Raw genomic sequence first — 24,740 nt, 5'->3', positions numbered from 1 at the left:
GACTGGGGCGGGATAACCCCGATGCCGCAACCGGATCTGGTGCCCGGTGGCACACCTGCCGAACTCATCGAACGGTTCGAGTTCGGCTACGTCGATGACGAGGGGCCGCAACGTGCCTTTCGAGGCATGCCAGCCGGTGTGCGGGAAGTAGCCCCGCGCGCCCGGTCGAGGCCCCGGTCAACCTCGAACGGCACCACGCTGCACCTGATCGGCGACTCCGACCCTCAACAGCGGCTTGCCCCACCTGGGCAGGTGCTCCCACCCGGAAAACGTGCGCACACCACCTACGTGCTGGTGTCCCCCTACACGGGGCGGACACCATAATGATGCCATGCGGCAAAGTCGCGTCTGGCTGGGCGGATCTGCCGCGTTGGCGTGTGCGGCCATGGCCGTGGCGTTGCACCTGTCGGACTTGGAAAAGATGTCGTGGATCGCCGGTGCGGGATCATTCGTCACCGGGGTGTCCTCGCTCGTGGTGGCGCTCACCGTCGCCCATCCACCGGCGTCACGGGCGGTCCAGCCCACCCCGGTGCGCGCCGAAGACGAGTCCGAGCCGGTGATCGTGCACCTGACCACCTCCGCGTCCCGGATCGGTGCGCGAGCGGCCGGTGCCCTCACCGGAGTGGCTTGGTGGGTGGGGCTGTGCGGCAGCCTCCTCGTGCTCGCGTATCTCGCCGGCAACCCGGTCGCGCAGATCCGGGCCGAACTGGTGGCCATGGATCCCCGCATGCCCTTGCTGCTGATGGTGATCTTAGTCTTGGCCTGTGCCGCCGACGCGCACTCGGGAGGCAGGGACACGTTGATCATCGACGCCGACGGGCTGAGCCTCGCCGACCGGCGATGGATCAGTTGGAAGAACCGGAGTGTGCGGCTGAACTGGGCACAGCTAGACAGCATCTGTGTACGAGCTCATCCCGACCATGGCGGCCACCACATCGCGGTGCGCTTCAAAGACCCGTGGGCGGGGCGGACCTTCGAGTACGAACACGGCTTCAAGGAAGAACACGACTGGCGGACTGTCCTGGCGCTCTCGAGCTCGAAACTCGAGGTGCTATCAACAGTGCGCGCGGCGCTGGTGCGCTACGCCGGGGACACGTACCAGAAGTGACACTCGAACGGTCCAGCGCTCAGTCCACCAGGAGCACTTCCCTATAGACGGCGAGCACTTCGGTCCCGGCAGGCGGTGTTCCCGCACCAGGCCACCGACGCGTCGCCGAACACTCCGCCGGAGGCACGCAGGCTCCTTCGGCTGACCTGGCGGTGATGCCGGGGTGCTCAACGAGCTGGCCCAGATGTGGGCGGAGCTGCTCGCGCTGTCCGCACGGTGGGGCCGCAGGTATCTGGGACCGGTGTCGCCGACCTCCTGGAGATCCCGCCCGGACATGTGGCCCAGGCGCACATGGCCTCCCGGATCCTGCTGCCTGCCAAGGCCACCCAGTACCCCGACCAGGTGAGCCACGGCCGAATACGAAAAATCGATCCGAACAACATCGCTCCGTCGCGCCCTGACCTAACGCCGAGACGCCCGGCCGACCGGCCCGGCGGGTGCTGCAGCATCCGCACCCGCCAGATGCTGATAGGAGTCTTCTGGGGGCTTCGTGATCGAACTCGACCTTGCAGTAAGCCCGCCGCCCGGAGTTCCAGATCGAGCCAGCGTCCCGGTACCACATACGCGGGTGTACCGCAGGATTGATGTTGTGCGCACTGTTTTCTACCCGTTAGACGCCGCGCCCTGCCTCCGGCAGGAGACTCACCGCCACTCGATGTACTGACCTCATTCACCCCATCCGTGGGTTGCTGCACAGGAACCAACGGATGGTGCCGACAGTGACGAGGCAGCCGCACTGCGCCGGTATGCAACCACTGACATCTGTCGGAAGGAACCGTCGCGTGCCTAAGTCTCGTCTCCTGATGCCCCCGGCTCGCCGGGACGTCAAGGGCATGACCGAGTTGTTGGCGAACTTGCGGAACGGGAACCAGCTCACAGTTACGTTCCAACATCATCGATACGGGATTTTCGTGGTGGAGGGTCCGGCGATCCTCTCCCCCAGCGTGAAGAATTTCATGGTCGGCTCGCTGTTCATCGAGTCCAGCCTCAAACCCGAAAAATCGGTCCTGGCAATCGAATCCAGCGAGGCACCGGCTTTCGACCCCGCCGAAGGCGTCGAGGAAGACCGCGAAGTGCTCCAGAAAACCGTAGACGGCATCGGCCACGGAGACCTGGTGTTCGCGACGTTCGCGCAGCATCCACACGGCCGCTTCACCATCACCGGCCTCGCCGTGAGCACCAGCGACCACGAGATCCTGGCGGTGGGCACCTGGTTCATGGCCAACAGGACCGTGGCCGCAGGGCGCCTGGTTGAGGTATCCGTCCTCACCGCCGCTGGAGCTCACCTGTTGCCCGTACCCGGTCTGATCACGAACTGGGACCCGGAACCGCCGACTGCCTCTGCCTCGACGCGAGGAGAACCGTCGACACGCACATCACCGCGCCCGAACGTGCCTGGTCGAATCCCCCCAGTTCAACAGCGACTCCAGCCCGAAACCGCGGCGGACCTCGCAACTCGACCCTGGACGGTGTCCCGGCAAAACGCCATTCACTTGGCCGCCACAGCTCTCGGCAACAAGCAGGCGGTGGTCCTGGACACCGAACTCACCGACTTCGCGGGCAGGATCATCGAACTGGGCGTGCTGAGCATGGACGGCACGGCCCTCCTGGACACGTTGGTGAATCCCGAGGGAGCCGCGATTCGCCCCCAGGCGCAGCAACAACACGGCATCGACGCGGCCATGCTCGTCGACGCGCCCACGATGACAGAAGTGTGGCCGCAACTGGACGCGGTGTTGCAGGGCAAGACCGTGATCACGTGGAACGCCTCGTTCGATCAGGCCCGTGTACGTGCCGAGTACAACCGGATCAGCGGCAATGCTCCAGAGCCGGAGTGGCTGGCCCGTCCCTGGGAATGCGCGATGCGCTGGCACGCCGTGTGGGCTGCCGTACCCAACGCCCGCGGCACGGGCTTCCGGAGCCACAAGCTCGACGGCGGGCACCGCGCCATCGGAGACTGCCGCGCGGCACTTGATCGACTTCGGCAGATGGCGGGCTCGACCGCGGCGGGGTGACTCAGCTGGCTCCAGTTTCGTTCCGGTGCAGCGCGGCGGCGGAGCGCCGGGCGCGCTCCGCCGGTGCTGAGCGTCAGATGTGGCGGATGATCGCTAACCCGTTGCGTCGTCATGACGCACCTATCACCCGAATGGGAAAGACAAACTGCGTGGGCTACGGTCCCTCGCGCGTTGCTGTCACGGGGTGAACTAGGGGTGATCATGGATCTGCCGGGTGAGTACAAGCTTGACGTGGAGCCCATCTCTGGCGTGGATGCCGAGCTGGTGGAGATTGGCTTGCAGTACTGGTCATTGACCGGTGTCGACCAGTATGGCGAACCGACGTGGGAGACGTCGGTCAAGAACATCGACACTCGTGGCCGTGGGCAGGCGAACGTCGTTGCGGCAGCGGCAGTACGTGCGGTATTGCCGGATGTGCAGTGCAGTGGATGCGGGCAACTGCTTCGTCTTCGTAGCCGGTCCAGCTTGTCTGATGTGCTGTCCGGTCGGGCCACGCATTGTGTGGACTGCGAGCCGAAGTTGGTGCAGAGGGCTGCAGCCGTCGTAGCGCCCGAGACCGAGGAGTCTCGACGACGCCGCGAGGAGCGACAGCAACAGAAGGAGCGCGAGCAGCGACTGCGGGAGACCTATCTGCGTGGCAACGAAGTGTGGCGCCGTCACCAGCAGCACGCGCTCCAGGCGGACTTCTCAGGACAAGGACCGACTGATGAGATTCCGGCCGCTTCTGTGAGGGCGGAGCTGACAACCTTGGCACTTCTGCGCTTCGCCGCTCAAGTCGACCCGATACCGCCGATGCGACAGTGGCATCACCCGTTTCCCTTCCACGCCGCCATTGGGGTCGGACCGCTGATCAACGATGCCCGCACTGCGGGTCTCGTCCTACCTCATTCCAACACTCCACTGACTGCATTTATTTGGGACCCGCCTACCTTTGAGGAGGCATGGACAGCAGCAGGGGGTGATCTAGAAAAACTTGAACCACCGAAGCGCACCGATGAATACTATCCATTCGACACTCTCCTGCGCATCCCGTTTGGGTCGAGCCCGGACACGGGTCGAGCATTGCTGGATACCCATTTGTGCGAGCGACTTGCTCCGGAAAATATGACCGCACAGCGACAGGAGGACTTGCTGGGCATGGTGTACGAAATTCTCGTGGCCGAGGCAATACGATGGTTCATGCGGGAGTTGGAGAGGCACAACCTTCCAGAGGTTGCGGAGAATCACGCGCCGCGGTTGACAGAGGCCGTTGAGCGGCTGGTAGCCGAGTATTCCCTCGGGTTCGCATACTTCACGGGATGGAAGGCAGCCAAGACCGCTGCGGCAGCAGCGCAAGCGAATCCCCGAGTGCCTTTGCGAAACATGACCACCCACGGCGTAAGTATGTTCGAACGAGACGTCCAGCATGCTCTAGACAACCGACCGGCCACGCTTCGCGAATTCGATGAGTCTCCGTATCTCCCGCTGGCTGCCATGACGAAGACGTTGTTCTACACGGTTCTGCGCATGGATCCCATGCGGACAAGTCTCGCTGCCGTGCGTGCCGCCATGCCAATGCCGGTACCTGTCGGGCTGTCCAGCGAGCCCGGATTGTCAGAACCCGAGTGGAGGGCTGCGGGTTTTCGCCGCGGAAGCAGCAGTTGGGTTGAGTTCGCCGGCGACTCACCGTCCGCAGTGTTGCTGAGGGCAGCGGTCTATCTGGCGAAGCTGGAGGCCAAGATGCCGGTCCTGGCGCCGTCGGTGCACTGGGAGATGTTCCCGACCGAATACGAAAGCACCTATGGCCTACGTGTCGAACTCGATGGCGTGCACGCGACGCAGCTGCCGCTGGAAGACGCGATCGTTCTCAGTGAAGATAGAGCCGACGCCAAGCTGGATGGCGACGTCGAGCACGTGTCCTTGCGGTCAAGTATCCCATTCACCGACGATGATGATGTCTCCGGGACGACGAACCTGGGTGCCGCTAATGCGCAAACAGCTCCTCGAAGTGCCTTGGACTAATCGGGCTGGTGGAAACTCCGTCGATGTTTGGTTCGCCCTGACAGTGCGCTCTCGCCGGAGATCGCGATTGACCATCCTCGCGTGCTGGCCTGTAACGTTGCTCGGACCCTTGGGGCTGGCATGATCGGTCGTCATGACCGGCCGAGAGGGAGCCGGAGTAGAACCGTCGACAACCGGACTGATTTCCTGCGCGGTCGTTGCTCCGTCACAGCCAGCCAGCCTCGCGCCAGCCACACGTCTACAGAAGTTGCCCAGGACCGCCAGGCCGCGTGAAGCGGCGCTGCGGGAGTGCCAGGACCTCAACAACGACCGATCTCCGAAAGCGCCGTCACGTGCCGGCCTGAAGCAGCGCCTTCGCAAAGCGAAGACTGAAGCCAGTCGGCTACGAGAGCAGCTTGCTCACCTCGACAGCAGGACACCGACATTGCGGATTGAGTCCTGATGTCGTGATTGCCCTGGTGATCCACACGGACGAACTGAGCCAGAGTGGACTGTCCGCAAGTCGGAGCGCTATAATAGTTCACATGAACCCGCGCACTGCGCGGGGACGCTACTTGCGGGGGTTCAAGTCCCCCCTCGGACACTCCCTTACCCCACGGATCCTGTCGTCCCCGCGCACGCGGGGGAAGCTGCTGTGGGATCGGCGGGCCTCCGGCGACAGTGGCAGGGCGACTCGGTGGGTGGTGCCCCCCTGTGCGGCCGATCCGGCTGCCCCGCTGACCACGTTGTACATCAACCCGGTTGCCCATGCGCCTGAGTCTTGTCTCTTCTGCCACGGGGATGGGGCCGCGATGGCCACGGTGTCCCCGGAAGTCGGCGATGGCCCAGTGCTGTGCTGAACCACCTCACGCTAACCGGGCCGCGGCCACGAGCCTCTCCCACTCCGCGGCGGCGTATGCGGCGACGTCGTCGCGCAGAGCGGCGAACAACTCAGACAGCATGGGCCCACGGTGCGCTGCCATCGGCATGCCCAGCGCGGGCACCGCGCGGGCGGTGTGGGCGGCGGCGGCTAGCACCGTGGCGGCGGTGGGCCGGGAAACGGCGCCGCGTACCCCTGCAGTGGTGAGCTTGTCCGCGATCAGCCGCGCCAACTCCGCCGGACTGGACAGGTGGGGGCCGTGGACGATGGGCAGCGCGTCGCGGAGTTCGATCACCGCGGCCATCAGACGACTCGCCTGGTCCGAGGAGCGATTGAGCAAGTTGCGGAAGTGCACCCACTCCTGGTCGGCGGTGCGGCCGGTGGCGGACTTACGGACGCTTTCCTCGATCACCGCTCGTGCCGCGCACAGTGCCCGCACGGTGTGGCCGGGGTCGGTGTGCCGGGCGGCGAGCTCCGCGCAGACCAGCAGTCGCTGCGCGAGCAGGCCACGGGTGAGGATGGCCTGGCCGGTGTCGGGGAGTTCGGTGGGCCAGCGGGAGTTATCCAGGGTGCGGCAGCTCAGGGCGATGGCCAGTCTGCGGGCCCGGTCCGCGAGCGAGGTCTGTCCGCAGGCTTCCAGCACCCGGGCCGCCACGTCCAGCTCCACTGTGGACAGTGCGTGTCCGGCCAGTTCCAGCAAGTCCCGGTGGGCGCCGAAGCGGGTGACCAGCCGGTGCATCGTGCCGTCGTTGGCGAGTTCCCGCACGTACAGCGGTATCCCGTTCTCAGCGGCGATGCGATAGGCGGCCAGCAACACGGGCAGCACAACGGGCTTGGGTCCGGACGGGATGAGCACAATGGCGCCGACCTGGTCCGTGATGGCTGCCCAGTGCTGGGTGAGAAGCGCGTGGGCAGCTTCCGGAGTGGCGGGGGCGAGGTCGGCGACACCGGTGCCAAGGCGGGCGGCCAGTTCGTGGGTATGGGGGTAGGTCCCGGCATGCGAATGGGTGGGCGGGGTGCCGAGCACCAGGTAGCGGCGGGGCACATCGGCCGGTTCGGCGAACCCGAGATAGTCGACCACCGCACGGTCGGCACCGTTGTCGTGGACGGCCAGGAACAGCTCGTTCCGCCTGACCTCGGGCTGGTCACCCAGGACACCGAGGTACCAGGCGGTCGTGGCCAGAGTCATGCCCAGTTCGCGACGAAGGAGCTGGCTGTCCTGCGGGCAGGGCGGGAGCAGGGAATGGCTGCTCCTCGCACCGATCCTGTTGAGTAGCTTGGCTGGCTGGGAGGTCAGCCAAGCACCCGCGGTGGAGTCGACCGCGGCACGGACCGCCGGAGCGGCGTGGGGGCCGAGGCGTTCGATGACGCCGAGAAGCCGGCCGGTGGTGGGCCTGGCGTTGTGCACCTGCCCTTCGGCCCACTGCCGCAGATCGGGGTGGGCCGGGTCGCGCAGTGCGCGGTAGCGGGCCCAGATGTACTCGCGGACGGCGAAGCCGCTGGTGGCATCCCCCTTGGTCAACAGGTCGGCCACGAGCAGGCCTAGACCGTCCAGATCCGGGGCGAGGTGCGCGCGGTGCCAACGGCCGGCCTCGGAGTCGAAGGTGTAGCCCCAACGCCGGGCCAACGCGCGCATGGGGTCGGCGCGCAGGCCGAGGGTGGGGTCAAAGATCTGGTGGTCGCCACCAGCCGAGTCGACGCCGACCACGGACATCCGCCACCGCAGCCCGCGGTCGATCACCGCGTCCATCACGCCAAGGGCCAGCTGGGTGGACCCACTCCCCCACGTGAGTACGGCCTGATCACCTGATGCCGCAGGGGCCAGCGCCTGGGCGACCGCTGTGGTCACACGGGCTTCCGCGAGGTCGCCCTCGGCGATCACGACCGTGCCGAACTCCACTCCGAACGCGGCCGGAGCCACGGTCAGAGCGTGGGCCAGCGCCTCGGCGATGGGTTTGGTGACCGCCGTGGCGACCAGGACCAGCGCGGCCGGGGCGTTCATCCCGCGGGTCGCGGCGGCCAGCGGGGACAGGGATGCCGTGACCGGGCCGGGCCAGTCGAGCAAGACCAGCGCGCCGCTGGGGTCGGCCGACTCGCGCAGGGCCTGGACCCGCGTTGTCCGCAGTTCCGGTTCTGCGTCCTTGGGCACTCCGAGGTCGGCGTCACCGACGATGTGGACCAGCCACGTCCTCATGGTGTCACGGTAGCCGCGACCAACTCGGCGACGGCCCTGCTCGCGCGATCCCGCCGGTTCGGATCCGCGAGCAATTCCGCTCCCAGGCGGGCGTTCACCAGGCCCAGTCGGCCGAGGTGGGTGATCAGGGTGGGGACATCGGTCCCGTTCCGGGCGTGGTTGAGTACCGCGCTCACGACGACCTCATCCTCAACGTGGTCGGTGTGGGGATGGGCGAGATCGACGTCCACGAGAAGGTTGAGCCGCTCCCGGCGGCCGAGGCCTGTCTCGATGTAGAACTCCCACCACGACACCAGGTCCCCGTTACCGTCGCGGCGCCGCCGGCCATGCCGGAGCGCGGCCTCCCGCACCACGGGCAGGTCGGCGACGACGCCCGCGCGGTGCTGCTCCCGGCTGCCGCCGAACTCCTGGGCCCGCAACTCGGCCAACCGGCCCAGCAACTGGGCGTCACTACCGAGCGGCGCCGAGGAGGCGGCCTCATCGGCCAGGTGCCGCAACAGGGCCCGCTGCTGGTCTGTGGCCAACGCCCGCCCGATCACCGAGTCAGCCAGGTACTCGGTGCGCTGCAGTCCCCGGGCGCCGCGTCGCGCTCGCACCAGGTCACCGACGATCCGCAGTTGGCAGTGTGCGCGGGCCATCGCCCCGTAGGAGCGGACTTCGTCGGGATTCCTGCTCTCCAGGTACCGCCACACCTTCACAACGGCGTCGGTGAACTCGTCGACACACGGGCAGTTACCGCTGATGCGGTACCGCTCGGCCAACTCGTACACCGCATCACACCCGAGTGCACCGCGCACGCGGTGCAGATCGCGGCGCACCGCCCGGGTCTCGTCGAACACGACGCGCGCGATCTCAAGGAACTCGGGCACTGCTGGGCCAGCCATGGAAACCACCTGGGTCCGGCCGGTGTGTCACCCACTGCGACTCATCCGGCCCGGCCGCCAACGCGGACCGGTACCCGTCTAGCGATGGTTCTGGCTTGAACGCTCGAGACACTTACACACGGCTGTGTGAGCAGTCAAACCTTCCTCGCCGCGCCGCAGCCGATCTCCTACACCTCACCTCCGCTCGGGCGGCTGGGTCGCTTCACGCCTTTGGCGACCACGTCTACAGCATGAGCGGACGACATCGCAATGTGATGCGGTTTTGCTCAGCGGCGCGACCTACGAGGTCAAGCCAAGCATCGCTGTACTTTCAGTTTCAATCCGATGCGGTTTTGCTCAGCGGCGCGACTTGTTGATCGCGCACGACGTGCGGGCTAGCTTTCGGTTTCAATCCGATGCGGTTTTGCCCAGCGGCGCGACTATGCACGTATGTCTTTGTGGAGTCCACAGTTCAGTTTCAATCCGATGCGGTTTTGCCCAGCGGCGCGACGGTTAAAATTTAGAATCTCATACCTACCTGCAGTTTCAATCCGATGCGGTTTTGCTCAGCGGCGCGACAGCACCCCCCAACACACCCAACCTTACCTGCGACGACGCGACGCCATGCGCCAACCTCCACTCCAAGATCACTCTCACTCGCCCTTCTTGACCTTGATTTTACGCATCTGCGCAGCTCAGCGGATAGAATGATCTTCTGCCGCGACCTCCATTCAGTAACAGTGTCACGGAGGTTGCGGCGGAGCGTGGGAGCAGCCACCGGTTCTCCATCCGTCGTTACTGGGTGACGGTAGCGAAGGGAGCCACACATGGGTAGGACGATCCGGATCAACGGGATCGACGTGCCAGTGATCGAAGATCAATTGTCAGGACGGGAAATCAAGCGACGAGCAGGAATCTCGTCCGACCGGGTGCTGGTTCGCCAGGACACGGACGCCAACACCATCGTGCCCGACGACCAGCGGATTCGGGTGGCGAATCGACAGTCGTTCACCCACCACGCCCGGCATTCCAAGGCCAGTCTGCCCATGCGGAAGTGGAGGATTAGGCAGGAAGCCACACAACTGGCCGCCGCCTACCCTGGCTTGACGGTGGCCGAGAACGAATCCCACGTGCACATCCCCACGTTTCGGCTGCCCCAGCACTGGAGCCCCAGAACCACTTCGGTGTTGATCACACCGCCGGTCAACTATCCCGAAGCGGCTCCGGACGGATTCTACCTGGGTGATCATCTTTTCCGCCGAGACGGACTGCGTACCCGAACTCCAGGGCACTACTTCACCAACTACAAGAACCCCTACGCCGAGGCCGGATACCGCTGGTACTACCTGGAAGATCCGGAAGGCCGGTGGGACTCCGCGCAGGACTCCCTGGTCAGCTTCGTCGAGGCGATTCGGACCTACCTGGGGACCGCGGACTGATGCGCGCCTCGATACGGACCGGCGACGGCTCGTGGTCGCACCTGCGCGAACACCTGCTGGGCAGCGAGCAGGAACGCATGGCGTACCTGCTGGCCAGAGCCACCAGGTGGGCCGACCACTCGGGCTCACCGGTGCTGGACCTGCTGGTGACCAGGGTGGTACTGGTGCCTGACAGCGGCTTGTCCCACCAGAGCGCGGTGAGTGTGGTTCCGGAGGCGTCGGTGACACGTGAGTTGCTTATCGCCTGCTACGAGACCGGTCTGTCCCTCATTGATGTGCACTCCCACCCGTTCGCGACCGATCACGTCTCGTTCTCTGGCCATGACGTGGCGAACATGCGGGAGACCCACCGTGACTTCCTCATGCGGATGCCGGCCGACCCACCGATCGGGGTGGCATCTCTCGTGCTCGGCCGAGAATCGGTCGCCGGGGCGTTCACCGATCCACGCTCAGGCGCACTGCTACCGCTGCACTCGCTGACCGTATTGGGCGAGCATCTCCAAGCGGTGACGCTGTGCCAGAACTGACCGGGAGCACTCGCTTCGACCGGCAGATAGCGGCTTTTGGCACGACGGCCCAGCACGCGTTGGCCTCGACGACGGTGGCCGTGGTCGGCCTCGGCGGCGTAGGCAGCTTCATCACGCAAGCACTGGCACACCTCGGCGTGGGTGGACTGATTCTGCTGGACCCCGATGTGGCCGAGCCAAGCAACCTCAACCGGTTGATCGGCGCCGGTCCCGACGACGCCGCAAAGGCTGTGCCCAAGGTCGATGTGGCCGCACGCACCGCCCGGGCAATCAACCCCACCATCGAGATCCAGGCGATCATCGGCAGCGTCCTGACGCCAGAGCCGTGGCGGCAGCTGCGGTCGGCTGACCTGGTGATCGGGGCGGTTGATGGTCATGCCCCACGGTGGGCGCTCAACCGCCTGGCCGTCCAGTACGGCCGCTGGTACGCCGATACCGGCGTCGACCTGCGCCGGACAGAGGCCGGATACCTGGAGGCAGGCGGCCATGTGGCCGTGGTCCGCCCGGCCGGTCCCTGTCTACTGTGCCTGTCCGGCTACGACCCACGCGCCGCAGCCCATGAGCTCGACTCCGAGTTCGCCGCTGCGGTCCGCGCCATCGGATATCGCGCCGACGCACCAGCGGAGCCAACACCGAGCGTGGTTTTCCTCAACCAGATCATCGCAGGCCATGCCGTTGCCGAGTTACTCAACTGGCTGACCCCTTGGCGGCCGCACACCCCGTACACCCTGCTTGACCTGGTCGCCGACACCACGACCAGCCTGTCCGCCACCCGCAATGACACCTGCCCCGCCTGTGGCCCCGGCTCGCCCCGAGCCCTCGCCGATGGAGGCGGAACCCCCACCTTCACCACCACTCCGGCCCCACTACCTGATCCGACTGCCTAAAATCGAACATAAAAGCGAGGTCCCGACCTGCCGGGTCGGGACCTCGCTTTTATGCTGCACGAAGATCACCAGTCGTCGACCTGATTCAGCTTTCGACATTTCTCAAGATCGACAACAGGAAATCCTGCCTCCGTCGACGAGATCATAGTGCTGCGGAAATGTTGGATCTTCAACTGCAACAACCTATCATCGTGCCGAAATAGCCCCGGCACCGTGCGCAACATTTCGAACCCAAGTGCATTGGCCGTAAAGATGCCGTCTGTCGTTTCAATCCGACGCGATTTTACTGAGGGCTACAACACCCGAGAACCCGCATGAACCGTCACGGGAAAGTGTTTCAATCCGACGCGGCTTTGCCGAGGGCCGCGACTTTGAACAGGCAAATTGCTGTTCACCTGGAGGTTCAATCCGACCCGGTTTTGCGGAGGATTGCGACACACTTCATCGAAAGGAAGCGTCATGATTCCGTTTCAATCCGACCCGGTTTTACGGAGGGTTGCGACTCTACAGTCAACTGCGACCCTGATGGCCGCCGCTTTCGGTTTCAATCCGACCCGGTTTTGCGGAGGGTTGCGACCCAAACAGGCAATCTCCACCGCCTATGCTTTCGGTTTCAATCCGACCCGGTTTTGCGGAGGGTTGCGACAGCCCTGTACGCGGGTTCCCGCCTCCGCCTCCAGTTTCAATCCGACCCGGTTTTGCGGAGGGTTGCGACCCTACAACTCGTTCCGCTTCTCTGGGGTGTATTAGGCGTTTCAATCCGACCCGGTTTTGCGGAGGGTTGCGACCTCAGTTGATGCAGCTCGAGCTGTCTGAAGGCAAATCGTTTCAATCCGACCCGGTTTTGCGGAGGGTTGCGACGGTACCCCGATTTTGACGCCTGTGACCTGCGACGATGCGACGCCTTGCGCCAACCTGTCCCCGAAGATCACCTTCAAAAGACCATCCCGATCTTGAGTACACTCGTTACAGCTGCTCAACACAGTTGTTGATGTTGTGCGCCAACCCCTGCTCCATAACGCTGTCACAGAGGTTGTGGCAGCCCGCGTCACGACACGAGGGAACGGTCTGCTGTTGTCAAGGAACGGATGCCTCATCCTACGGCAGTCCGGCCTGGTGGAGGCGCACATAACCCATGCCGAGCGCAGTCCGGTCACCGAAACCGGCGGTGTTGGCGAAGGTGGCCAGGGCGTCGACCGCGCGTACCGCCTCCGCGGGTGCTCCAGTGGCGGAGGCGGCGCGGAAGGTTACCTCGCCGACGGAGCCCTGGCGGTGGATGTCCGGGGCCTTGACCAGGTGTGGCACCAGGCGCAGTGTGCCAGCCGTGGTTTCCAGGTTGTCGCGGATCAGGTCACCCGCGGCGAGGGGGAGGCAGACGTCGCCGGCGAAGGTGTCCCAGCGGTTGGCGAGGTTGGTGAAGATGCGGTCGGGGTCCGGCCAAGGGCGTTCGCGGCGGACGCCTTCGTTGGCGGCAGTGGCGAAACTGACCGGGGTGATCAGGGTGAACGACCAGCGGTTGCGGGTGGCCGCCGAGTGGGCCAGAGCCTCGTAGCTCGCCGCCGCGACCACCCCCACCTCCGCGACTCGGTATCCCGTGGTGCCGACCCGGATGCGCGCACGTCCGTGCAGTGCAGTCAGCACCGGAGCGGTCAGTTCGTCGGCCAGCAGGCCCACCTCGAACCTGGCCGGTTGACCCGGATCAGTGGGGGTGGCGTCCTGGTGGTCCAGCAGCGGGGTGAGAGTGAACGGCTTGTAGCGGGGGGCGTTGTGCAGGGCCGTGGCCAGGCCCTTGTCGGTGGCGCGGATCGCGGCGAGGAAGGCTGCGTTGACCGCTGGGGCGTTCTGCGGCGGCGGTACCGCCGTGGGCTGCTCGGGTTCCAGCTCAACCCTGATCCGCACCGGCACGGACGCTCCTTTCCATGGTGGGACAACGATTCTCAACTCACGACCCAGCCGGGGAACGGACGGAGTGTCCACACGGATCCGGTGGGGAGCCATCGTGCCGCCGCCACACATCCCGGGCAGGGAGCGTGCAGGCGCACCCGGTCTGCAGGGGCGGTGACCTCGGTGAGCCTGCGGGTCAGGGACCGCACCGTCTCACCGGTCCCCGCCGGCAGCAACCAGCCGCTCTGCTGGAAACGGACCGCGATCGGGTCGAGCACCGCGCGCACCCGCGCCCTACGGCGGTCGTCCAGGATGTCGTAGACCACGACCACCGGTGCCCTCACCACGCGATCCACGCCGAATCCGGCAGTTCCTCCAGATCTCGGCCCAGCACGACCACACGGCAGCGCGGACACGACGGCAGTGCCAGCAGATGCCCGCCCACCAGCAGATCCGCCGTCCGCGTCAGCAGCTGATCGATGCCCGAGGGGGTGGCGGGCAGCAGGAACACGCTGTGGGCCACGCGCGGGCCGAGCGCCTCCAGCACACGGGTCAGGGCCCGGCGGGGACGGTCGCCGGGTACGTCGAAGGTCACCAGCCACTCCAGGACCATCATCACCGCCACCGAAATGGCTCGTAGGCACTGGCCGGATCGAGCAGGTGGGCGCGCAGGCGCAGCGACTGGCGGCGCACCACCTCGCCGTAGGTGACGCCACCTGCCACCGCGGGCCAGCCGCGGGCCGGGGCGGCGAGTCTGGTCTGGAAGCGGTTGATGGCGGCGGCGACCACGGGGCGGGTGAGTCTGCCGTCCTCGATGTCGGCGGCGGTGGCCGTGCCCAGGCCGAGAAGGGCGAGCACGGTGGACTCCAGCAGCACCGGGCGCCACTCCTCCATGAGGTCGAAGGCCAGCGTCAGCCGGCCCCGTGCCGGGGTGTGCAGGAACGACAGGAACGGGTCCAGTCCCGCGCACAGCAGTGCGGAGACCACGGTCTCCCGCAGCAGCGCCGAACAGTAGTTCAGCAACTGGTTGACCACGTCGCGGCCCGCACGGTCCCGGGTGCTGAAGCCATGACCGGGCACCACCAAGCCGCGGATGACACCGAAGTAGGCCCCCGCTGCCGCGCCCTCGACACCCAGCAGAGCGGGCAGCGTTGTGACACTCCCCGCGGTCTCCTCCAGCTTGGCCAACCGGTTCACCACCGTCCACACCGCATCCGGGTCAAGGCTGCGGCGGGCACGCCGGCGCAGCAGCACACCCTGGTTGTGGATCTTGCCGGAGACGATGCGGGCGGCCACCGCCAGGCGGGTGGCCGGATCCCGGTGGAGGTCCAGTTGCCGGGTGCGGGCCTGGATGTGCGGGGCGCTCGGTGGCTCCATCCTGCCCAGGGGGCGGCCGGTGCCGGAGAGCAGGATCAGCGGGACACCGTTGCGCAGCAACAGGTGCATGACCGCGGTGGTGACGCTGACCGGGCCGGTGAGCACGACCTCGCTCACCATCGACAGTGGAGCCGATGCCCGCGGTTGTCCATCCCGGAAGGCCACGAGGCGACCGCCACGCCGGGTGAGCACACAGTCCGCTCCTGCGACGTGGAACGGCTTTCCCCTCAGCACCCCGCACCCCGCGGCACTGACGGCGGATACTCCTGGCCACCGCTGAACTCCCATCCCAGCAGACGGAATCCGGTGTCGAAGGAACTGAGGTAGGTCTTGTCCGGGTTGGGCCGCAGTCCGGGCGCGGCCAGTTCCAGCAGCAGGTGCTCGGCCCCGGCCACCGCGGTGTCGAGATCGCGGCAGAACAACGCCAGGTCGTCGGCATAGCGGACGAGCCTGCCGTGGCGCCGGTCCACTGCCTGATCGAAGTCGGCGAGGAAGAGGTTGGCGAGAGCGGGGCTGATCGGCGCTCCTTCAGCGATTCCAAGGCGCGCTCGGCGCGGGCCCGCCTCGGTCACCATCGGCGCGGCGATCCACTGGGCCACGAGATCGGTCACGCCGGCATCCAGGACACGGCGAGCGACGGCTCGGTGAGCAGGCGGCGGTCGATCGTGGCGAAGAACTCGGCGATGTCAGTGCGGAAGACCCACCGCAACCCGGCCGCACCGTGGGCGCGTGCCCGCTGGAGGGCATCCAGCCAGGATCTGCCCCGTTGGTAGGCGAAACTGGTCTCCGACGCGGCCGGCAGCAGTCGGTCCGCGCAGGCGTGCAGTACCGCGCGCTGCGCGATCCGGTCAGCCACCGTGGGGATGCCCCGCTGCCGTGTCCGGCCGCCACGGGTGGCCAGCACCGGACGCAGGGGCTGCGCCTGGTAGTTACCGGAACGCAGCAGGTCGCCGAGCAGCCACAGCCGCGGTCCCAGAGCGCGGGCGAACTCCTCAACGCTGATCCCGTCCGCCCCCGGTATTCCGCTGCCGGCGGCCACCCGTGCCCACGCCGCCCACACCGTCTCCGGCCGCGCCACGACCGCCAGCGGATCGGCGGCGGCTGCGCGAGGATGTCGTGTCATACCCTCTCCTGACGGAGGACGGAGTCACCTCTCGCTGTGCCCCTTGCCCTTGTATTCAGATTTGTTGTGCTGCTTGCCGTTTCCCTTCTTCGGCTTCTGCTCGCGCTTGTAGTACGGCAGTGCCTCGCCGACGGCGGGCAGGGAAGCGGCGCCTCCCTTCTGCCTTTCGTTGTGGATGAACCATTCGTAGTTCTTGCCGTCGGGGTCCTTATCTCCCAGCATCCTCGGGTAGTGGACCTGGTCCGTCTTGGCGAAGCCCACCGCTGCCGTCCGGATGTCGCGGAGGATGCGGGGCCCGTGGGGCGTGTTGTTCAGGGCGGTGAGGAAGGTTCCGATCACCTCGTCGAGGTTCGGCTGTGCGGGGGTGGCCTCGCCCAGGGTGGTGAAGTCCTTCCGCCAGTCCGTACCCCGGCGCAGGTCCGTGTCGTGGACCGTCAGCTTGACCGAGCCGAAACCGAGGGGTTTGCCGCCACCCATGCGGTGCAGGCCGTCCTTGCCATCCTTGCCGTACTGCTCCGGGGTGAGCAGGAGCAGCAGGGCGCCGAGTTCGACGTCGGTGAGGTTGCGGACGTGGAGGGTGCACTCGAACGTCACGCCGCGCTTGACCCAGCTGGTGATGGTGCGGTTCTGGCTGTCGGGCTTGTTCTTCGGTCGACGGAACTCCTGTCCCTTGTCGTCGGGGTTCCAGTAGTCGGGTGTTTTCTCCTGGTGGGGGTAGACCTTGCGCCCGCGCAGTAGGTTGTCCTCGGTGAAGAACTTGTCTTTTCGCGTGCCCGGTTCAAGTGGCGCGGGCAAGTCGTTGGTGTTCTTGCCGACGTAGAAGCGGCCCTGCGAGGGTTTCGGCGAGGCGAGGATATCCAGCGGAATTCCACCGCCGGGGAACGGTTTGGCTGCGTCTTCCTTTGTCGGTCCGGTGACGGGTCCGACCCGGAGTGCCGCGGCGACAGCGGCTTCACGGTCGTCCTCGGCGACCTCCTTCGACTCCTCTTCCGATCTGGAGTTCCGGACCCAGCCGAACACCCGGTCTGCTGGCGATAGGTTCTCCAGCGCCTTCGCGGGAGCCACGGTGGCGGGCAGCAGCGCTCCGGGCCGAATCTCGTAAAACCGTCTGCTGATAAGCACCGGGTACAGGGCGACGATGCGGTTGCCGTTCAACTCGGCGTAGCAGGTGATTTCCATGTTGGGCTGCAACGCATCCGGCCCCTGTCCGTTGTCGGGGTTGTCATAGAGGTGCCTGGACCAGGCGTAGACTTCGTCTTCCTTGTCTTTCTTGTCTTTCTTGAGGAGAGTCTCCCACGGTTTCAGACCCTGCGGCCGGTCCCAGATGCCGTCGCGCTTGGCCGTGGTGTGCTGTGCACGGTAGTCCGCGAGCAGTTCTTGGTAGGTCGACCATGCGTCATCCTCCAGCTCCAGGGATTTTCCCAGGTTGATCTTCAACGGGCCGTTGTCGAAGTCGGCCGTGTTCTTGGGGTCGATCTCAGTGGGAAACAGGCGTTCGTCGTGCTTACGATGGATGTTGTGGTTGGTGCGATGAACGATGCCCTGGATCAGCGCATACGGGCCGAGTACCTGGTGCCGCTCGGCTGGTTTAGCGGGTACTCCCAGATTGTCGGGACGAGGCGGATCGTTGTCAGAATGGAGCCAGGCCTGGGCGGCCCGCCAGTAGAGGTACTCGCGTTGTTTTGCGGTCTTCGGCCGCTTGACGAGTTCGGCCCACACGGAGACCTGCTGTCCGTGTTGCGGCGGCGTATCGTCCGCGAAGGTAAGTGGTGTCTTGGTCCCTGGGAGGTAGGCAGGTAGCGCCACGCACGGAAGCACCTGCGGGTGCCCCTTGGGATAGAGGTGGGCGCACGATCTCGCTTTGGATGGCTCACCCTGCCCGTCGAGTGTGATCAGTACAGGCCTGAGTTGGAGCCCGCTGTTGGCTGGCGGCCGGTAACCGAGGCGGGTGCGGTGGGAGAAGACCCCCATCCGGGAGTTGGTCAGGGCTTCGTAGGCCGAGCGGAGGACGCCCTTGACGGTGCTGGCAGGCAGGTCCACCCGGCCGTTGACGATGCGGGTGCCGAAGGTGTGGTGACCGGTGGCATCGTCCTTGGCGCCCTTGTCGGGGATGAGCATGGGCGTCACGGTGGTGAGATTGACCTTGATCGTGCCGGTCCACAGCTTCTCGTGCAGACGGTGGTGACCCGCCGGGGCACGGTCGCCGAGGTGTTGGTCCTTGGCATCGCGGTCGGCGGCGGGGATGAAGTTGTAGGGGTTGTGGAAGCCGTTCACTGGTCTGCCTCCCAGCGGTCGGTGGGTTGCCACTGGATGCCGGTGATCAGCTCGTCGGCGACCGAGGCGTTGCCGTAGTCGTCGAGCACGATGTATTCGCGGGTGGTGAGGGCGACTCGGTCACCGGACTTGGTTGTGAGGCTGATGGGCACGTGCAGGGGACCGGTGCGGTGTTCGCGGAGAGTGGTCCAGCCCGATCCCGGAGTGCCGTCGGGGGTGCCCCAGAGGAGGTGGGTCTGCTCGAAGGTGGTGTGGACCTCGGTGGACTCCGGGTGGTTCGGGTTCTCCGACAGCAGGACGGCGGTTCCGGCACCGTTGTGGTCATGGACCCAGCGGAGTTCGATCGGGCCGGAGGCGAAGAAGCGGGCCTCGAAAACAGTGGACGGGTCAATCGGCCCGGTCGGGGTGGTCAGGGTGGTGCCGGTGACGGTGACGAAGCCGTGCCAGGCGGTGGTGCTGACCATGCCCTTCGCGTCGGTCAGATCCGCCTTTTCGAGGGCGGCTGCCAGGGTGACGGTGTCCATTCCGTTCCACAGCAACGTTGTGGTCATGACGCGGCTCCGTCGGTCTGCTCGGCTTCGGGTGCCCGGGAGAGGTGGTCGGTCCACGTGGCGGGGTCCTCCCACAGCGCTCGGGCGAGGGTGAGGACACTGGCGCGGCGCTCGGCCGGCTCGCCGGTGAGGGGGTGCTCGCCCCTCGGCAGCCTGGGCAGGCCGGTTCCCCTGATGGTGATGCCGGCGGCTTGGGCGGCGCCCATGCCGCGGTGAGTGCCGTGGCCCAGGGGCACGTTTCCGGCGGCGAAGTCTGCCAGCGCGTAGAGCAGCAGGGTCACCGCCGCCGCCCGGTGGGCCTCGTCCTGGGCCAGGCGGCTGGTGTCGATGTCCAATCGCAGGTCGTCCCAGGCGAGGCCGTGGGGTTCCAGGACGGTGAACAACTGGTTGTTCGCCGCTCCCCCGGACCAGCGGTCGATGGCGACGTGCGTGGTCTCCGCCCAGCCGTGCGGAGGCTGCTCGCCGGTGGCGAGGTAGTCGCTCCACTGCGACCACGTGAACGCCGTCGATGGCACCGAATAGGTGTCCGGAATGGACAGTGCGCCTCGGCGATCCTGCGAGCCGAACAACGCGCCGAAGACCGGGCACTCCTCAGCGATGTCCGCGCGGGCCGCGACGAAGCTCGTGCCGAGGTCCCGCTCGAACAGGGTGCGCAGGGCGCGTTCTACCTCAGAACTGAGCACACCCTTGACTGACGCGCCGGGCAGCACGGGGACCGGGTCCCCGGTGTCTGGGTGGGCGTCCAGCAGCGGGACCGTCTGCGCGGTGACGCCTTCTTCGGATGCCGCGACCAGCAGCGGGCCCACCGCCTGCCAGCCCACCTCGATCCGCAGCACACCCGGCCCTGGCCCCGGGTCGGATGTGGTGGCCGGATCCGTCAGCGGACCGCAGGGGGTGGTGGCGCATAAGGCGTCGAGCACGCCGGCGCGGGTTCCGACCGGATATTCGGTCAGGGTGACGGTGTCGGTGATGGCCACGACCCGGCCCAGGCCGCGGGTGCCTGCCGCGCCGAGGCTGAACTCGCGGGAGCGCAGGTCTTCCTGGAGTTCGGTCAACATCTGGCCGAGGGTCCTCTCCCCGTTGAGGTCGGCGGGTTTCTCCACGTCCTCGGCGCGCACCCGCAGCAGCAGGCGGGTCCCGGCGCGCACCACCTCACGTTCGTACTTGACTCGGTACGCGGCGGCTCCCCGCCTGCGATCGATGCCGACGCCATCGCGCAGGACCGGGACGGCCGGGGCGCCTTCGGCGGTGCGCAGCGGGGCGTCGTCGACCTCGATGAGACTGGCCAGGAACTCCTCATCGCCTGGGCCGGAGCGGCGAGCGAGGCCGTCGAAGACCGCGTGCACACGTGCCTCAGCCTGCTCCCGGTTCTCCGCCTTCTCCGCAGCCCAAGCGCGCAGGATGCCCGCCAGGGAGGTGCCGGGGACATACGGGGCGCCGCGGCCGTCGCGGGCCACGGTCAGGTCCACGTACGGGTCATCGTGGCTGCCGCCGACGTGCAGGGGTGTGCGGGCGATGAGGGTGGCGGTCAGTTCCCAGCGGGTGTGAACTGGGCGGTAGACCACCCGGACAGGAGGCGGGGTCTGGGTGCTGGTGCTGGTGCTGCGGCCGCGGCCGTCGCGGTGCTGGCGTTGGGGCACGCTGGCCACTGCCGTCGCCGCTGGGGATCTGCGGTGCCGGCGACCGTCGGGGGCGGCAGCGGCGCGCTGGGCGTCGATGCCCGCCAGGAGGTCAAGGACCAGCAGTCCGAGGGCTTCGCGCAGCGCGAGGCTGGACGGGACGGTGATACCGACCTTCGCGGCGGCGTCATCGGCGAAGGCCCGCAGCGGGCTGTCGACGGTGTTGTTCAGCTCAGCCAAGCAGTTGAGCAGGTTCTGAACCGTCTTCGGAGCACCGGTGCGGCGCAGGTAGGAGTCCAGGGACGCGCCGGAGGTCGCTCCGAGGGTGGTGATGGCCTGGCGGACCGCGCCGCGCTGGGAGCGGCTGACTCCGCGCAGTGCGGAGTCGAGCTTGGTGCGCACCGCTGCGGGCACCGCGTCGATGGTGGCGGTCAGGGTGGCGCGCAGCGCGGCTTCTCGGACCACGGCCAGGTAGCCGCTGTCCTCCTGGTCCAACTGGCCGGAGGCAGGTGCAGTGGTGGGGTGGGGTTCGACGAGCACGGCACGGGTTGCCTCGCCGACATCGAGCAAGGGGTGGTTGAGCGCGAGCTGTCCGAAGCCTTCACCTCGCCGGTCACCGAGGCCGCCCGCGGCGAGGTCGGCCAGCCTGTCAGCCGAGATCGGCTGCCGAGCGTGCAACCGCAGGCAGGACCCGGCGGCCAGGCCGACCAGGGATGGACGCGGAAGTCTCCAGGACCCTTGCCAGGAGTCGGTGCGCACGTCGCGGACGGAACTGGAGAGGAGCTGTAGCTCCACCCCCAATCGCCGCGACAGCGCGGACACCACGTCTTCGACCCGGCCGCTGTAGCGCAGCTTCTCATCGCGCACCAGCACCTCCGACAGCGCCCAGACAGTCAGCTCACCCTGCTTGGTAGGAGGGTGAGCAATCGCAGTAGCGGGCTGTACAGCCACGGTGACGCGGCCGTACTCGCTCTTGGCGGCGCTGCCCAGCCGAGCTTCGCCCGCCAATCGCCGCACCCAGTCCGCGCCGTGCTCGGCGACCATGGAGTCGTGGACGGTCCTCCGCATCCGCAGGACCGCGCGCAGAGCTCGGCGGGCCGGGATGGCCTCCACGGTGAACACACCGCCGTCGTCGCTGGTGGGCTTGCCGGAGTCCTCAGTGATTACATTGTGGGTGATCAGCTCGGTGGCGAGCACCTCCGGATCGCGGGTGCCCCACTGCTGGGGGCCGAGGTGGACGCCCCACCCGGTGGCCTTGGCGCCACGAGCATCCTCCCGCAGGAACGCGTTGGGCAGCACGCCAGTGCTGTCGTGTTTGTCCAGGCGCAAGACCGAGGGACTGCGTCTGGCGGGGTGGCCGCTGAGCAACGGGGAAGCGTGCGTGATGACCGCCGTACCGCTGGTCAGGGCATGCCGGAGCGTCGGGTTCCCGTCCAGGGTGCGCAGCAGCCAGGCAAGCAGTGTGGTGCCGGGAATGTGGTCGTGGCCGGTGATGACGTTGCCCAGGATCGTGCTGGGCACTCGGACGGGGTCGACGGTGGTGATGGTCAGCGGGATCTCCACCCACCGACCGGTGGTCGCGGTGGTCGTCCCAGTGAAGGCGAGTGCGTTCTCTCCCGTGGCTGGCACCGGTGGGCCGGGCGGGGTGTGGCTGCTCGCCCAGGTGATGCAGTCTTGGACCCATACCTGCCACTCGGGCCCGTCGGCGGCGATCAGGTCGACCTCGACCGCGCCGGACCCGCGCCTGCGGTCGCCGCCGAGTGCGCGCAGTGAGCGGGCGCCCAGGACCAGCAGCACGGTCGCGACGGTGTGCTGACGGGCGGTCAGTCCGTCCAGGGGGAGGGTGATCAGGCCGCGCAGGACCATGCCCGCGCGGGCGAGCTCGGTGAACCGGAGGAACTTGTCCTGGGCGCGCCCGCTATCGGGATCGATTTTGACGCCCGGCTTGCGGAAGGTCGTCGCGGCCAGCAGTTCCGGGGTGGTGGTGAGCATCGCGGCGAGCGCGGGTTCTGCGTGTGCGGCGCGGATCGCGACGGCGGCGGGAACGGGTTCGGTGCTGGCGTGCTGCCTGCTGCCGAACAGGAATCGATGCCACGCCTGCCAGATCCCCGCCGGGGCGCCGTCGTCGAGGCCGCGGGCAATCTGGAGGCACTGCTCGCGGAGCACACCGGTGAGGGTGGTGCCCGGCAGATAGGGCAGGCCGTCGGCGTCGCGGCGGATGAGGGCGTTGCGGTCGCCGGGGGCACCCGCCCCGGCACCGACGTGCCAGTCGCTGCGGGTGCGGACCCGCATCACCGTGGTGGTGGGTAGCAGGAACGGCTCTGTCATGCCTCCTCCTCGGTGACCTGGTCGGGGCAGGGGTGGACGAACTGGCCGTCGAGAAAGTCCAGCAGCAGGGTCGAGCGGACCCGGTCGTGCTTTCCGGTCAGGTCGGGGATCACGGTGAACAGGTCGGTGCCGAGCTGGTGCAGCAACTCGGCCAGCTCCGCACGGCCCAGCAGGGTGCGGAACAAGCGGGAGGCCCGCTCCGGCCCGCCGACGATCAGTTCGTGGCGCAGCCGTTGGAGCTGGCTGGAGGGCAGGGCCTCGCCGGGATCGGGGTGCGGGGACACCGGGACGGTGCGCACGAGGTGCTCCAGCTTGGACCAGTCTCGCCCCTCGGCGGCATCGGGCGGCTCGGCGCCTAGTGGGAGGACGGCGTAAGGCCTACGCTGGTAGATCACGTCGTCGTGGTGCAGCGTGGCGCGCGCGGCGGCGAGTCCGCGGCTGGTGGAGTCGTAGTGCACGTGCCAGTCCAGGGCGGGCACCTGGGCCCTGGCGGCCAGGCGTTTCGCCGACGCGCAGGCCTGTTCGCACAGTTCATAGGCGGTGGAGAACGGGAAGTGCGGCTTGACGATCGCCACTCCCGCGGATGCGGTCAGCTGGGCGCGGCCCGCCTGCCGCGCGGCGTCGGACAACGTCGGGTCCTCGGCGCTGAGTGCGGTGAAGGCGCGCAGGTAGGCCGCGGCGAACTGCAGGGCATAGCGGCCGTCGACCAAGGTGGTGAGGTCGTCCCCGCCCGCGATCAGCGGCACCAGGGGCAACCGCGCTCCCCCACGTTGCGGGTCGGCCGCGGCCCGCAACGCTCGCAGCGCCGTGACGGCCTCGGCCAGTGCCTGCTCGGTGCAGGCGTTCAGCGCCTGGCTCAGCTGGGCCGTGCGGTCGGAGTTGTGGGTGAACAGGTCCCCGATGCGGTTGCCATCGGCGTGCACCACACCCAGCCAGCCCACCTCGCCCAGCAGCACGGACTCCAGGTCACCGGAAGCCACGAGAAGTTGCTCCGGCGTGGTTCCCAGCTTGTCGGCCAACAGGTGGTCCAGCTTGGTGCGGATCTTCCGACGACCCCGCCAGTTGGCGGCACGCTTGGCGATGCTGATCGCCGACAGCGGCCGCGGCGGATCCCCGGTTTTGTCATCCAGCACTTGGGCGGCGGGACCGCCACTGGTGGTGCAGGCGGCGACGACCGGCATCCGCGGAAAGCGCGCCAGCGGCGACGCCACCTCTTCCCGGTGCTGGGCGAGGAGCCTGATCAGCTCGATCCGGTCTTTCTCGGTCGGTTCGCCATCGACTGCCATCCACGCCCCGAGCAGCCGCAGCCCGCAGCCGCCGTCTTCGGACTCCATCACCCTGGCGGGGCGCAGCGCTCGGGTGGTGACGCCGGCGAGAAGTGCCCGGCACGCCGCCTGCTCTTCCTCCGCCGAACTCCCAGAGATCGCCAACTCCGCCAAGCCCGACACCTTGACGCGTTCGGTCACCGTCACGCCCAGGCCTGCCGTGACCTCGTCCACCCAGTCGGTGGTGGAGACAGCGATGAGCTGGGACGCACCGACTGCTTCCCGGAGCTTGTTGCTGGCGAAGATGTAGGACTGCTTGCTCAGCGCTTCAATGCGCACCAGGTGCACGGACGTGCCCCCCTACTGCAGCGGAACCGGACATCCCCGACTGACGGATGGAGACACCTACCCCACCGCGCACGGGCG

Annotated in this window: 18 protein-coding genes and 1 CRISPR repeat array; of the genes, 6 read left to right on the top strand and 12 right to left on the bottom strand. The window is 67.3% G+C overall.

All coding sequences use genetic code 11. From position 1 onward, the window contains the following. Positions 1-385: 385 nt before the first annotated feature. The 3 genes from M8C13_RS05070 to M8C13_RS05060 all read left to right on the top strand — a co-directional run bounded on the left by M8C13_RS05070 (position 386) and on the right by M8C13_RS05060 (position 5,124). Complete coding sequence (locus M8C13_RS05070; protein WP_252479282.1) at positions 386-1,108, top strand: hypothetical protein; 723 nt, start codon at positions 386-388, stop codon at positions 1,106-1,108. 833 nt (positions 1,109-1,941) lie between these two features. After that, positions 1,942-3,123, top strand: coding sequence for a 3'-5' exonuclease (locus M8C13_RS05065; RefSeq protein ID WP_252479281.1), 1,182 nt, complete (start codon positions 1,942-1,944; stop codon positions 3,121-3,123). A gap of 195 nt (positions 3,124-3,318) precedes the next feature. After that, positions 3,319-5,124 carry a hypothetical protein gene (locus M8C13_RS05060; protein WP_252479280.1) on the top strand — a complete coding sequence of 602 codons (1,806 nt, stop codon included), beginning with the start codon at positions 3,319-3,321 and terminating at the stop codon, positions 5,122-5,124. An 845-nt stretch (positions 5,125-5,969) separates the two neighbouring features. Here M8C13_RS05060 and M8C13_RS05055 read toward each other — a convergent pair. Both M8C13_RS05055 and M8C13_RS05050 read right to left on the bottom strand, forming a co-directional pair. Then, entirely contained in the window at positions 5,970-8,177 is a 2,208-nt protein-coding gene (locus M8C13_RS05055; protein WP_252479279.1) for a hypothetical protein, read from the bottom strand. Continuing rightward, on the bottom strand, positions 8,174-9,046 hold the full coding sequence (locus tag M8C13_RS05050) for a hypothetical protein (RefSeq protein WP_252479278.1): 873 nt from the start codon (positions 9,044-9,046) through the stop codon (positions 8,174-8,176). The genes M8C13_RS05055 and M8C13_RS05050 overlap by 4 nt, the downstream gene beginning before the upstream one ends. Before the next feature lie 821 nt (positions 9,047-9,867). Here M8C13_RS05050 and M8C13_RS05045 point away from each other — a divergent pair. Genes M8C13_RS05045 through M8C13_RS05035 form a run of 3 tightly spaced genes read left to right on the top strand, consistent with a single transcriptional unit; the run spans position 9,868 to position 11,893 of the window. Further along, a complete protein-coding gene (locus M8C13_RS05045; RefSeq protein WP_252479277.1) occupies positions 9,868-10,479 on the top strand; it encodes an E2/UBC family protein in 612 nt (203 codons plus the stop codon). Continuing rightward, positions 10,479-11,006, top strand: coding sequence for a hypothetical protein (locus M8C13_RS05040; protein ID WP_252479276.1), 528 nt, complete (start codon positions 10,479-10,481; stop codon positions 11,004-11,006). The genes M8C13_RS05045 and M8C13_RS05040 overlap by 1 nt, the downstream gene beginning before the upstream one ends. After that, the gene (locus tag M8C13_RS05035) at positions 10,994-11,893 is read left to right on the top strand and encodes a ThiF family adenylyltransferase (RefSeq protein WP_252479275.1); all 900 of its coding nucleotides are present in this window, start codon (positions 10,994-10,996) and stop codon (positions 11,891-11,893) included. Before M8C13_RS05040 ends, M8C13_RS05035 begins: the two co-directional genes overlap by 13 nt. 264 nt (positions 11,894-12,157) lie before the next feature. After that, a CRISPR array of direct repeats spans positions 12,158-12,754; the repeat unit is 36 nt; unit sequence GTTTCAATCCGACCCGGTTTTGCGGAGGGTTGCGAC. 237 nt (positions 12,755-12,991) lie between these two features. Here the strand turns inward: M8C13_RS05035 and cas6 are convergent. From cas6 to M8C13_RS04985, 10 genes are read right to left on the bottom strand one after another with little or no spacing between them, the layout of a single operon-like run. Then, a complete protein-coding gene (gene cas6 / locus M8C13_RS05030; RefSeq protein ID WP_252479274.1) occupies positions 12,992-13,798 on the bottom strand; it encodes a CRISPR-associated endoribonuclease Cas6 in 807 nt (268 codons plus the stop codon). Between the two features lie 32 nt (positions 13,799-13,830). Continuing rightward, on the bottom strand, positions 13,831-14,121 hold the full coding sequence (cas2, locus tag M8C13_RS05025; protein WP_252479273.1) for a CRISPR-associated endonuclease Cas2: 291 nt from the start codon (positions 14,119-14,121) through the stop codon (positions 13,831-13,833). Then, a complete protein-coding gene (locus M8C13_RS05020; protein ID WP_252479272.1) occupies positions 14,118-14,393 on the bottom strand; it encodes a CRISPR-associated endonuclease Cas2 in 276 nt (91 codons plus the stop codon). Before M8C13_RS05020 ends, cas2 begins: the two co-directional genes overlap by 4 nt. Beyond that, entirely contained in the window at positions 14,393-15,442 is a 1,050-nt protein-coding gene (gene cas1, locus M8C13_RS05015) for a CRISPR-associated endonuclease Cas1 (RefSeq protein ID WP_252479271.1), read from the bottom strand. Before cas1 ends, M8C13_RS05020 begins: the two co-directional genes overlap by 1 nt. After that, positions 15,382-15,765, bottom strand: a complete 384-nt coding sequence (locus M8C13_RS05010; protein WP_252479270.1) for a reverse transcriptase domain-containing protein — start codon at positions 15,763-15,765, stop codon at positions 15,382-15,384. The genes cas1 and M8C13_RS05010 overlap by 61 nt, the downstream gene beginning before the upstream one ends. Then, on the bottom strand, positions 15,762-16,277 hold the full coding sequence (locus M8C13_RS05005) for a hypothetical protein (RefSeq protein ID WP_252479269.1): 516 nt from the start codon (positions 16,275-16,277) through the stop codon (positions 15,762-15,764). Before M8C13_RS05005 ends, M8C13_RS05010 begins: the two co-directional genes overlap by 4 nt. 24 nt (positions 16,278-16,301) lie before the next feature. Next, positions 16,302-18,551 carry a TIGR03986 family CRISPR-associated RAMP protein gene (locus tag M8C13_RS05000; protein ID WP_252479268.1) on the bottom strand — a complete coding sequence of 750 codons (2,250 nt, stop codon included), beginning with the start codon at positions 18,549-18,551 and terminating at the stop codon, positions 16,302-16,304. Beyond that, complete coding sequence (csx19, locus tag M8C13_RS04995) at positions 18,548-19,102, bottom strand: CRISPR-associated protein Csx19 (protein ID WP_252479267.1); 555 nt, start codon at positions 19,100-19,102, stop codon at positions 18,548-18,550. The genes M8C13_RS05000 and csx19 overlap by 4 nt, the downstream gene beginning before the upstream one ends. Beyond that, on the bottom strand, positions 19,099-23,049 hold the full coding sequence (locus M8C13_RS04990) for an RAMP superfamily CRISPR-associated protein (protein WP_252479266.1): 3,951 nt from the start codon (positions 23,047-23,049) through the stop codon (positions 19,099-19,101). The genes csx19 and M8C13_RS04990 overlap by 4 nt, the downstream gene beginning before the upstream one ends. Further along, positions 23,046-24,653 carry a hypothetical protein gene (locus M8C13_RS04985; RefSeq protein WP_252479265.1) on the bottom strand — a complete coding sequence of 536 codons (1,608 nt, stop codon included), beginning with the start codon at positions 24,651-24,653 and terminating at the stop codon, positions 23,046-23,048. Before M8C13_RS04985 ends, M8C13_RS04990 begins: the two co-directional genes overlap by 4 nt. Positions 24,654-24,740 lie beyond the last annotated feature (87 nt).

The organism is Crossiella sp. SN42 (genome assembly GCF_023897065.1).
Lineage (GTDB): Bacteria > Actinomycetota > Actinomycetes > Mycobacteriales > Pseudonocardiaceae > Crossiella.
Note: the sequence above shows the minus strand (reverse complement) of the source record. Positions and strands in the feature narration are given on the sequence as shown.